Here is a 10,088-nt window from a genome sequence, read left to right on the forward strand (position 1 = left end):
GGCCGTGGGCTCCGGGGACCACCCGGACGCTGGCCCGGTAGTGGGTGGCCAGCAGGTGCTCGGTCAGCACCTCGTGCGGTGTTCCCGACGCCACGACCCGGCCTTCGGCGATCAGCACCATCCGGTCGGCGTACTCGCCGGCCAGGGAGAGGTCGTGCATGGTGGCGAGCACAGTGAGGCCGTGCTCGCGACGCAGCTGGTCGACCAGTTCCAGCACCTCCTGCTGGTGGCCGATGTCGAGTGCGCTGGTCGGCTCGTCGAGGAGCAGCAGCGTCGCACCCTGGGCCAGCGCGCGGGCGAGGAAGACCCGTTGCCGTTCACCTCCGGAGAGGGTGGCCAGTTCCCGGCGGTGGAAGCCGATCAGATCCAACCGGTCGAGCACCTCGTGTGCGGCGGCCACGTCGGCGGCCGACTCCCGGCCCAGCGGCGGGATGTACGGGGTGCGGCCGAGCAGCACGTAGTCGAGCACCGACATGCCGGGCGGTAAGACCGGGGACTGCGCCACCGTGGCCACCACCCGGGCGCGGTCCCGTCGACGCAGGGCGGCGCTCGGCGTACCGAAGAGGGTGATGGCGCCCGGCGCGGGCAGTAGGCCGCCGACGGCGCGCAGCAGGGTCGATTTGCCGGCGCCGTTCGGACCGATCACGGTGACCCATTCGCCGGCCGCGACGGTGAGGTCGATCCCGGCGAGGATCGGCGTGCCGTCCAGGCTGACGTGCAGCCCCCGCACCTCGATGGCCGGGGCGCTGGCGTCGACGACGGGTTCGGCGCTCACGTGAGGACCCGCCGTGCCGTGCGCAGCACGAGTATGAAGAACGGGCCGCCGAGCAGTGCGGTGACCACCCCGATCGGCAGTTCGGCCGGTGCGACCACGGTGCGGGCCACCACGTCGGTCAGGGCCAGGAACGCGGCGCCGAACAGCAGCGACAGCGGCAGGATCACCCGGTAGCTCGATCCGGCGAGCAGCCGGACGGTGTGCGGCACGATGATGCCGACGAAACCGATCAGCCCGGTCGCGGAGACCGCTGCGGCGGTGCCCAGCGAGGCGGCGGCGATCAGCAGGTAGCGGGAGCGTTGGGGGTGCAGGCCGAGGCTCTTCGCCTCGTCGTCGCCGACCGCGAGGACGTCCAGTTCCCGGCGGTGCAGCAGGACCACCACGGTGGTCAGCGCGGCGTACGGCAGCACCAGCAGCACGTCGTGCCAGCCGGCGGTGGCGAGCCGGCCGAGCAGCCAGGAGTAGACCGGCTGGATGCTGTCGGCGTTGCGTTGCAGCAGGTACGTCTGCCCGGCGGAGAGGAAGGCGGAGACCGCGACCCCGGCCAGGATCAGCATCGCCGGGGATCGGCTTCGCCCGCCGGCCGCCCCGAGCGCGTACGTCATCGTCACGGCGAGCAGTGAGCCGGCGAACGCGGCTAGCGGGATGCTCACCGGCAGGCCGGTGAGTGCGCCCTGCCGACCCACGCCGCCGAGGGCGATCACCGCGGTGACGGCGAGGCCGGCGCCGGCGGCGACGCCGAGCAGGTACGGGTCGGCCAGCGGGTTGCGGAACACGCCCTGGTAGCAGCCTCCGGCCAGGGCGAGCAGCCCGCCGACGAGCAGGCCGAGCACCACCCGGGGCAGCCGCAGCTCGGTGACGATGGCGATCTCCCGCTCGGAGAGCCCGCTGTCGAGGTGCACGCCGGGGATCAGGTTGAGCAGTTCGGCGGCGACGCTGCCCGGTGGCAGGCTGACCGGACCGAGCGACACCCCGGCGATCAACGCCACGAACACCGCGACCACGCCCGCGACCAGCCAGCGCTTACGCAACCCGGCAGGCCGCGACCCGGCCAGCAACCCCGCAGGCCGGGCCTCGGCGGGCAGCCCGGCGGGCTGGGTGCCGGATCGCAGCCCGGCCCGCCGGGACGGAGGCGGTGTCGCGGTCACCGACGGTTCGCGGTCACGCGGGCACCTTGGCGACCGCGTCGATGATCACCCGGAGAAGGTCGACGACCCGTGGGCCCCAACGGGAGGCGATGTCGTCGTCCAGTGCGACCACCTGGCTGTTCTTCACCGCGGTGAGGCCGGCCCAGCCGCTGCGCGCCTTGACCGTGTCGGCGTTCTGCTGGCAGCACTTGGAGTCGGCCAGGAAGACGAAGTCCGGGTTGGCGTTGACGATGAACTCCTGGGACAGCTGCGGGTAGCCGCCGTTCTTGCCGTCCGCGTCGACGGGGTCGGCGATGTTGGTGAGGCCGACCTGGCTGTAGAGCGAGCCGATGAAGGTCTTGCTGGTGGCGCTGTACAGCTCCGGGCCCAGCTCGTGGTAGTAGGTGAGCTTCGTGGTGCGCTGCGGCAGGTCCTTGACCAGCTTGGCGATGTCGTCCTTCATCCGACCGGTGACGTCGGCGGCCTGGTCGGCGTGCCCGGTCAGCGTGCCCAGCTCGGTGATCTGCCGGTACGAGTCGTCGAGCGTGGTGGCCGCCGGGGTCAGGTACACCGGGATCTTCAGCTTGCTGAGCTGGTCGACGATCTTGTTGGTGTCGTTGGAGAGCACGACCAGGTCGGGGTTCTTGCCGGCGATCGCCTCGGCGTTGGGCTGGAAGCCGGACAGGTCGCTCTTGGGGGCGTCGGCCGGGTAGTTGGACTGGTCGTCGACCGCGCTCACCTGCGGGCCGGCGCCGATCGCGAACAGCATCTCGGTGGCGCTGGGCGACAGCGACACGATCTTCTCGGGACGCTTGTCGAGGGTGAGCGAACCGACCGTCACGGGGTAGCTGGCGGCCGCGGTGCCGGCGCTCGGCGTGTCGTCGGCCTTCTCGGCGCAGGCGCCCAGCGCGAGTGCGGCGACCGCGAGGGTCGCGGCGAAGAGCCGAGGGGTACGTCTGGACATGGGTCCTCCTGTCGGTCGAGGAGTGTGGTGCTTCGCCGACAGGGACTTTCGTACGCCCGCCCACGAGGCGCCCTTCCTCGAGAGCGCGTGTCGCGATCGGTCCGCAGGCGACCTGGCTCGTCCCCACCGTCGGGCGGGGCATCACAGTTGCGGGACAGCGCCGGGTTTCGCACCGGCTTCGCTGCGGACTGGTCGGTAAGACGGTAGCGCACCGCCGGGACGTGCCGGATCGATCAAGAGCGGATCAGCTCTGGTCGATCGATCGGACCGCCATACACGACGGATATGTCCCGGATCCGGAGGCTCGGGATCGGGCGCTGGGGCCCCGCCGGGGCGGAACGGGGCCCCACCCGATCAGGAGGAGGTGATGGTGACGTTGTCCACAGCCGCCTCGACCAGGCTCGCGCCGGAGGCGTCCGCCGCCTCGACGAGGATGCGGACGGACTGGCCGGCGTACGGGGTGAGGTTGAGGTTCGCCACCGCCCAGCTGCCGTCGCGGTTGGTCGCCGCTCCGGCCTGGGTGAGCAGTGCGGTGGTGCCGCCGTTGTGCACCACGCTCACCCGCAGGTAGTCCGCCGACGAGGCGTTCGAGCCGTGCGCCAGGTACCAGGCCAGCGAGAGGGTCAGCGTGCCGGACGACGGCAGGGTCACCGCCGGGGAACGGGCGCTCGTCACTCCGCCGTCGACGTCGTAGTCACCGGCGGCCGAGCCGGCGAGCCGGCCGGTGACCAGGTCGTTGGCGCCGGCGTACGGGGTGAGCTGCTTGGCGCCGGAGGACGTGGTCGCCTGGGCGGCACCCCGCTCGAACGCCCCGAGGGTCGCGGTGTCGGTGCCGGCCGGGTTGATGGTCCAGCCGGTGGCGGTCTCGAAGGTGTCCGACCAGACCGTGGTGCCGCCACCGCCGCCGCAGTACTGCGCCTGCTTGCCGATGGCCCGGTAGGGGCAGTCGGCGTACTCGCTGAGCATCAGCACGGCCTCGCGGTTGCGGGTGGTCTGCGCGGGGATGACCTCGTCGGGCGGGTAGAAGCCGCCGCCGCTGGACGAGCCGGGGTACATCTCGAAGGTGTACGCCCAGATGCCGTGGGTGGCCCACATCCAGTCGATGCTGGTGCCGTCGGCGATGTAGAGGTCGCTGGACTGCTCCGGGGTGTAGCTGTTGGTGGCCGCCATCTGCTGGCCGATGGTGGCGAAGGTGGTGTACTGGTCCGCGCTCATCCCGGACGGGTTGTTGGCGGTCGTGTAGCCGAAGGGCCAGAGCACCAGCTGCGAGTACGTGTGGAAGTCGATGTTCGCCTTGATCTGCTGGGCGCCGCCGACGACCCGGCTGTTGACGAAGTTACGCAGTGCCTGTGTCTCGGGCGCGGAAAACGCCGACGGGCCGCGGTAGGTTTCCGACGAGGTGGTGCCGGACGAGCCGCCGCAGCAGCCCCACTGGTAGGACCAGTTGCGGTTCAGGTCGGTGCCGACGTTGGACGAACCGCTGTTGGGTTGCCGGTTCTTGCGCCAGGACCGGTACGACCCGGTGGCGATGTCGTACTCGCTGCCGTCCGGGTTGACCGTCGGCACGATCCAGATTTCCCGGCTGTTGACGATGTTGGTGATCCGGGAGTCGCCGCCGTAGCTGTCGGTGAAGAGGTTGAGCAGGTAGATCGCCATCTCGACGGTCAGGTGCTCGCGGGCGTGCTGTTGGGCGTTGAACAGGATCTCCGGTTCACTCTCGTCGGTGCCCACGTTGTCGGAGATCTTCACCGCCATCAGGTCCCGACCCTCGTACGACGTACCAATGCTGATCTTGCGGGCGATGGCCGGATGGTCGGCGACGGCCTGGTTCACGACGGCGGTCAGCTCCGCGTAGTCGTGGTAGTTGGAGTCGGCGGGCGGGAACGCCAGCGTGCCGACGTCGCCGGCCCCGCGCTCGGCGCTGGGCGGCGGGGCGAGCGGTTCCAGCCGGAAGCCGAGCTTGCCGATCGCGGCGGCCTCCCCGGCGGTGGCCGAGACGTGCAGAACGCCGTGTTCGGAGTAGTCGATGGCGGCTCCGGTGCGGGCCACCGCGCTGCGGTCGGCGGAGGTTCGCGGTCCGAGCACCCGGTAGCCGGCGGCGGCCGACTCGGCGGTGCGGTCCGGCGCCGGCTGGGCGGCGACCGGTCCGGTGGCGACGGTGACGATTCCCAGCCCGGTGACGACGGCGAGCACCAGGACGCGGCGGAGAGTGATGGGCGTGCGGAGGGCCATGGACTACCTCCTCGATCGGCGGGAGATCCCGCTCGGTGGAGGACACTTCACCATCTGTCACATGGTCATATCAATATGCTTGATCGCCCAATGCATCCCAGGTGGATCATCGTGGCGGCAATGATTTTCCACCCGCGAACATCTGGCGAAACTTCCTTCCAGGCGGAACACTGACCAGCGACGATGTCCCTCTCGACACCGCGGAGCACCCATGGCCAGATCCCGCCTGCACGCGGCCGCCCTCGCCGGCGTCACCGCGTTCACCCTGCTCGCCACCGCCGCGCCCGCCACCGCGGGCCGCCCGCCCGCCACCGCCGTCCACGACGAGCAGATCACCTTCCAGGACTGGTCCGGCCCCGCCGACTGGCACCGGGGAAGCCGGGACGGCACCCGCGTCGTGCCCGGTGCCCGAGCGGGCGTCACCCTGGCCCGTCCGGCCGGCACCATCGAGTACGCCGATCCGCACACCGGCACCACCCGCACCTGGGAGTACGGCACCTGGACGTCACCGGTGACCCGGATCGGGTTCGACGCCACCGAGTTGATCGCCTCGTGGAACGCGGAAACCCCCGCCGGCACCTGGATCCAGGTGGAGATGCAGGGCAGCTACACCAGTGGCGACCAGACCCCGTGGTACGTCCTGGGTCGCTGGGCCTCCGGCGACACCGACATCAAGCGGACCAGCGTCAACAAGCAGGGCGACCCCTGGTCGACGATCTGGACCGACACCTTCAGCATCGACGACGCCGACGCCGGGGTGCTGCTGCGGTCGTACCAGCTGAAGCTGACCCTCTACCGGGCACCCGGGCAGGCCGCCGCGCCGGTGGTCCGGATGCTCGGCGCGATGAGTTCCACCGTGCCGGACCGCTTCACCGTGCCGCCCAGCGCCGGGCACATCGCCTGGGGCGTCGAACTCCCGGTGCCGCGCTACTCGCAGAACGTGCACGCCGGGCACTACCCCGAGTACGACGGCGGCGGCGAGGCCTGGTGCTCACCCACCTCCACGGAGATGGTCGTCGAGTACTGGGGGCGCAAGCCGTCGGAGGCCGACACCTCCTGGGTGGACCCGACCTACCCCGACCCGACGGTCAACCACGCCGCCCGGATGACCTACGACTACGCGTACGACGGCGCCGGCAACTGGCCGTTCAACACCGCGTACGCGGCCAGCTTCCCCGGCCTGGAGGGACGGGTGACCCGGCTGCACTCGCTGGACGAGTTGGAGCGGTTCATCGCCGCCGGGATCCCCGTGGTGACCAGCCAATCCTTCCTGGCCAGCGAACTGGACGGGGCGAACTACGGCACGTCCGGGCACCTGTTCGTGGTGGTCGGCTTCACCGCCGACGGTGACGTGATCGTCAACGACCCCGCCTCGTCCAGCAACGACGTGGTCCGCAACGTCTACAAGCGTGCGCAGTTCGAGCAGATCTGGCTGCGGACCAAGCGCACCAACGCCAGCGGCGGCACCTCCGGCGGCTCCGGCGGCATCGCGTACCTGATCAAGCCAACGTCCAAGCCCTGGCCCAAGGTCCAAGGCTCCACCAACTGGTGAGCCCGGCGCCCGGCGCCTGAACGCTGTTGATCAAGAGGTTTGCGTCACCGGAAGCCCTCCTGGTGACGCAAACCTCTTGATCACCGCTGCGGGTCGGGGCCTTCCGTGGTGGGGTCCTGGTCTTCGCCGGCCAGGGCCGAGCGGAGGCGTTCCTTATCGGTGCGGCGGCGGTTGGCCGCGTCGGCCATCTCCCCGGCCATCTCGTCCCGCCAACCGCGCAGCAGAAAAAAGGAGAGCGCGGCGGAGAACACCAGCGCCAGCATCAGCTTCAGGAACACGTTCATGTCGATCAGCCAGAGGGCCGCCAGCACGGCGACGAACAGCCCGATCCGACCCAGCGTGTACTTGACCGCCGCGCTCACCCGCACCACTCCGTTCTCTGCGTCAGCCGCCGTACGGCGGAAGGGTCGACCCGGCCGCGATCAGCCGGTCCGACGGGCCAGCCAGCGGACGCCCGGAAACCAGACCGTCGCGTACGCCACGGTGAACGCCGCAGCCGCCAACGACCCGGACAGCAGCGGCGGCAACCCGGCGCCCAGCCCGGCGACCACCAGCCCGACGAACACCCCGACGGCCGCGGCGACCAGCGCCGCCACCACCCGGGCCGCGCCGAACTCCCAGGCCCGGAAGTCGTCCCAGAACAGCCAGGCCGGAAGGATCACCGCGAGCCAACCGTTGGTGTGCCCGAAGTCGCCGGCGCCGATCGACGCGAACGCCCAGTCGAACAACACCAGCGCCAGCACGCCGATGACGACGCCGGCCAGGCACACCCCGAGCAGGTCACCCAGGGTACGGACGCGCCCCTCGGCGTCCCGCCGGGGAAAGCCGCCCTGCTGCTCGGATCCGCTCTGCTCGGTCATCGACTGCGAGGGTACGTGGTGGCTCAGGCCCAGACCTGCTGCGGCTCGGCGCGGCGCTGCGCCAGCGACGGGGCCTTGTCGTACTCCCGGACCACGTTGTAGCGGGTGTCTCGCTCGACGGGCTGGAAGCCGGCATCCCAGATCAGGTGCAGCAGGTCGTCGCGGTGCATGGTGTTCGGGGTGCCGTACGAGTCGGCGTCGTGGGTGATCTTGTATTCGACGACGGAGCCGTCCAGGTCGTCCACGCCGAAGTTCAGCGAGAGCTGGGCCACCGACAGCCCGTGCATCACCCAGAAGTTCTTCACGTGCGGCACGTTGTCGAAGAGCAGCCGGGAGACCGCGAAGGTCTTCAGCGACTCGGCCGGCGAGGCCATCGTGGTACGCGCCTGGATCCGGTTGCGGATCTTGCCGTCCGCCGAGTCCACGAAGTCGTGCTGGTAGCGCAGCGGGATGAAGACCGCGAAACCACCGGTCTCGTCCTGCAGCTCACGCAACCGCAGCACATGGTCGACGCGGTGCCGGGGCTCCTCGATGTGGCCGTACAGCATGGTCGCCGGGGTCTTCATGCCCTTGCGGTGCGCGAGGGCGTGGATCCGCGACCAGTCCTCCCAGTGGCAGGCGTGGTCGACGATGTGCTGCCGGACCTCCCAGTCGAAGATCTCCGCGCCACCTCCGGTCAGCGACTCCAGGCCGGCGTCCATCAGCTCGTCGAGGATCTCGTCGGCGCTCAGCCCACTGATCTTCTCGAACCACTGCACCTCGGTCGCCGTGAAGCACTTGAGCTTGACGTTCGGCAGTGCCGCCTTCAGCTCGCGCAGCACCTTCGGGTAATACCGCCAGGGCAGCGTCGGGTGCAGGCCGTTGACGATGTGCAGCTCGGTGAGCTGCTCACCCTCCATCTCCTTCGCCTTGCGGACCGCCTCGTCGATGCGCATCGTGTACGCGTCCTTCTCGCCCGGCTTGCGCTGGAACGAGCAGTACGCACAGGACGCCGAGCAGACGTTGGTCAGGTTGAGGTGCCGGTTGACGTTGAACATCACCCGGTCGCCGTTCAGCTCGGTGCGCTTGTGGTGCGCCAGGCGCCCCAACCAGGTCAGGTCGTCGCTCTCGTAGAGGGCGACCCCGTCCTCCCGGGTCAGCCGCTCACCGGCGTACACCTTCGCTTCGAGCTCACGCTTGAGTCCGGCGTCCATGGCACGTCCCTTCCACCTGCGGTCGGATCGAGCGTACGTCGGGACGCCGGACGGGCCTGCGGCACGGTCGGCGGCAGCGACCCACTTCACCAGACTCTCAGCCTCCCGTAACCCGGCCACGCATCGACATGAGTGGCGAGGTGCGGTAGTAACAAGGTGGGGCGGAACACACACACTGGTACCGTCCCGACGGCCGCGCCCACCGAGCGCGGCGACGAGCAGGTGGACGGGGAGCGGAATGATCTACAGCGGGCGCGGGCGACGGCAGCGACGACGGAGCCCGGTGATCTCGCCGGTGCTACGTCCGAAGCTCTGGGCCGCCCTGCTCGGCGCGATCGCCGCGGCCGTGCTGGCCACCCCCGCGTACGCCGAGCCCGGCGTGCCGACCACCGTGCCGGACTCCGGCGCGCGCCCGGCGGTGACCGGCTCATTCCAACTGCCCGGCGGCGCACCGGTCGCCGGGGTCCCGGCCCCGCCGCTCGCCAACATCGACACCGGCCCGCTGGCCGCCCAGATCTCCGCAGGCGAGATCCAGGTCGGCGCGCTCGGCGAGGCGTTGCTGCTGAGTCAGCAGAAACGCACCGGCGCGCAGGCCCAGCTCGACGCCGCCGGTAAGGCGCTGGAGAGCGCGCAGGACGCCCTCCTGCGGGCCCAGCAGGCGGCGGACGCGGCCGCCGCGGACGCGGTGAAGGCCGCCGCCGCACTGCCGCCCGGTGACCTCGCACGCGACATCCGGGGACTGAGCCGGCTCCAGCAGATCACCCGTGGCGAGAAGGTGGAGGGCGGCACCACCGGCGTGGCCGGGGAGCTGTCCCGCGCCCGCGCCGCCGAGCAGACCGCCTACCAGGCGCACTCGGCGGCCAAGGCCCAGGTCGACGCCGCCCAGGTCGAGTTCACCGCCGGCGAGACGGCGTTGCGCACCGCCGAGGCCAGCCTGCTCAAGCTGCGCCGGGACAACGCCGCGCAGCTGATCGCGATCGAGCGCCAGCAGGAGGCCACCGAGCAGCAGCTCGGCGCGGGCTACGTCGCCGGCCAGAGCAGCAGCGGCATGGCGGCACACCCCCGGGCGCTGGCCGCCGTCCGGTACGCGCTCGCCCAGCTCGGCGACCCGTACAAGTGGTCGGAAGAGGGTCCGGACCAGTTCGACTGCTCCGGCCTGATGTGGGCGGCGTACCGGTCCCCGGGGGCCGACTACTTCGACCTGCCCCGGGTCGCGCGCGACCAGTACAGGGCCACCCGCGAACGGACCGTGCCGCAGAGCGGCCTGCTCGCGGGCGACCTGCTCTTCTTCGCGTCCGGCAGCTCCTGGGAGACGATCCACCACGTCGGCATGTACATCGGCAACGGCAAGATGGTGCAGGCGCCCACCACCGGCGACGTCGTGA

General features: G+C 70.8%; 9 protein-coding genes. 2 read left to right on the forward strand and 7 right to left on the reverse strand.

The genetic code is table 11. The annotated features are described in order from the left end of the window. The 4 genes from F8271_RS27195 to F8271_RS27210 form a co-directional block, all read right to left on the reverse strand. A partial coding sequence (locus F8271_RS27195; protein ID WP_151492705.1) for an ABC transporter ATP-binding protein occupies positions 1–775 on the reverse strand: 775 nt, incomplete at its 3' end. Continuing rightward, positions 772–1,860 (reverse strand): iron ABC transporter permease, encoded by a 1,089-nt coding sequence (locus F8271_RS27200; RefSeq protein WP_151492713.1) that lies wholly within the window; start codon positions 1,858–1,860, stop codon positions 772–774. The genes F8271_RS27195 and F8271_RS27200, both read right to left, overlap by 4 nt. Before the next feature lie 76 nt (positions 1,861–1,936). Next, positions 1,937–2,866 carry an ABC transporter substrate-binding protein gene (locus F8271_RS27205; protein ID WP_151492706.1) on the reverse strand — a complete coding sequence of 310 codons (930 nt, stop codon included), beginning with the start codon at positions 2,864–2,866 and terminating at the stop codon, positions 1,937–1,939. 354 nt (positions 2,867–3,220) lie between these two features. Then, positions 3,221–5,098 (reverse strand): M14 family zinc carboxypeptidase, encoded by a 1,878-nt coding sequence (locus F8271_RS27210; RefSeq protein WP_151492707.1) that lies wholly within the window; start codon positions 5,096–5,098, stop codon positions 3,221–3,223. A gap of 211 nt (positions 5,099–5,309) precedes the next feature. Here F8271_RS27210 and F8271_RS27215 point away from each other — a divergent pair, with 211 nt between their 5' ends. After that, the gene (locus tag F8271_RS27215; protein WP_151492708.1) at positions 5,310–6,650 is read left to right on the forward strand and encodes a C39 family peptidase; all 1,341 of its coding nucleotides are present in this window, start codon (positions 5,310–5,312) and stop codon (positions 6,648–6,650) included. 80 nt (positions 6,651–6,730) lie between these two features. Here F8271_RS27215 and F8271_RS27220 read toward each other — a convergent pair whose 3' ends face one another. From F8271_RS27220 to mqnE, 3 genes are read right to left on the reverse strand one after another with little or no spacing between them, the layout of a single operon-like run. After that, positions 6,731–7,012 carry a DUF4229 domain-containing protein gene (locus F8271_RS27220; protein WP_151492709.1) on the reverse strand — a complete coding sequence of 94 codons (282 nt, stop codon included), beginning with the start codon at positions 7,010–7,012 and terminating at the stop codon, positions 6,731–6,733. A 60-nt stretch (positions 7,013–7,072) separates the two neighbouring features. Further along, entirely contained in the window at positions 7,073–7,510 is a 438-nt protein-coding gene (locus F8271_RS27225; protein ID WP_151492710.1) for a hypothetical protein, read from the reverse strand. Between the two features lie 23 nt (positions 7,511–7,533). After that, positions 7,534–8,703 carry an aminofutalosine synthase MqnE gene (gene mqnE / locus F8271_RS27230; RefSeq protein ID WP_151492711.1) on the reverse strand — a complete coding sequence of 390 codons (1,170 nt, stop codon included), beginning with the start codon at positions 8,701–8,703 and terminating at the stop codon, positions 7,534–7,536. Positions 8,704–8,941: 238 nt separating this feature from the next. Between mqnE and F8271_RS27235 the strand changes: the two genes are divergently transcribed. After that, on the forward strand, positions 8,942–10,088 hold a 1,147-nt coding region (locus F8271_RS27235), incomplete at its 3' end, for a C40 family peptidase (protein ID WP_151492712.1).

Source organism: Micromonospora sp. ALFpr18c, assembly GCF_008868155.1.
Lineage (GTDB): Bacteria > Actinomycetota > Actinomycetes > Mycobacteriales > Micromonosporaceae > Micromonospora.

Excerpts from the sequence above, each read along its gene's own strand:
- F8271_RS27205 (WP_151492706.1), bottom strand. The coding sequence starts at position 2,866 with ATGTCCAGACGTACCCCTCGGCTCTTCGCCGCGACCCTCGCGGTCGCC.
- F8271_RS27225 (WP_151492710.1), bottom strand. The coding sequence starts at position 7,510 with ATGACCGAGCAGAGCGGATCCGAGCAGCAGGGCGGCTTTCCCCGGCGG.
- F8271_RS27215 (WP_151492708.1), top strand. The coding sequence starts at position 5,310 with ATGGCCAGATCCCGCCTGCACGCGGCCGCCCTCGCCGGCGTCACCGCG.
- F8271_RS27210 (WP_151492707.1), bottom strand. The coding sequence starts at position 5,098 with ATGGCCCTCCGCACGCCCATCACTCTCCGCCGCGTCCTGGTGCTCGCC.
- mqnE (WP_151492711.1), bottom strand. The coding sequence starts at position 8,703 with ATGGACGCCGGACTCAAGCGTGAGCTCGAAGCGAAGGTGTACGCCGGT.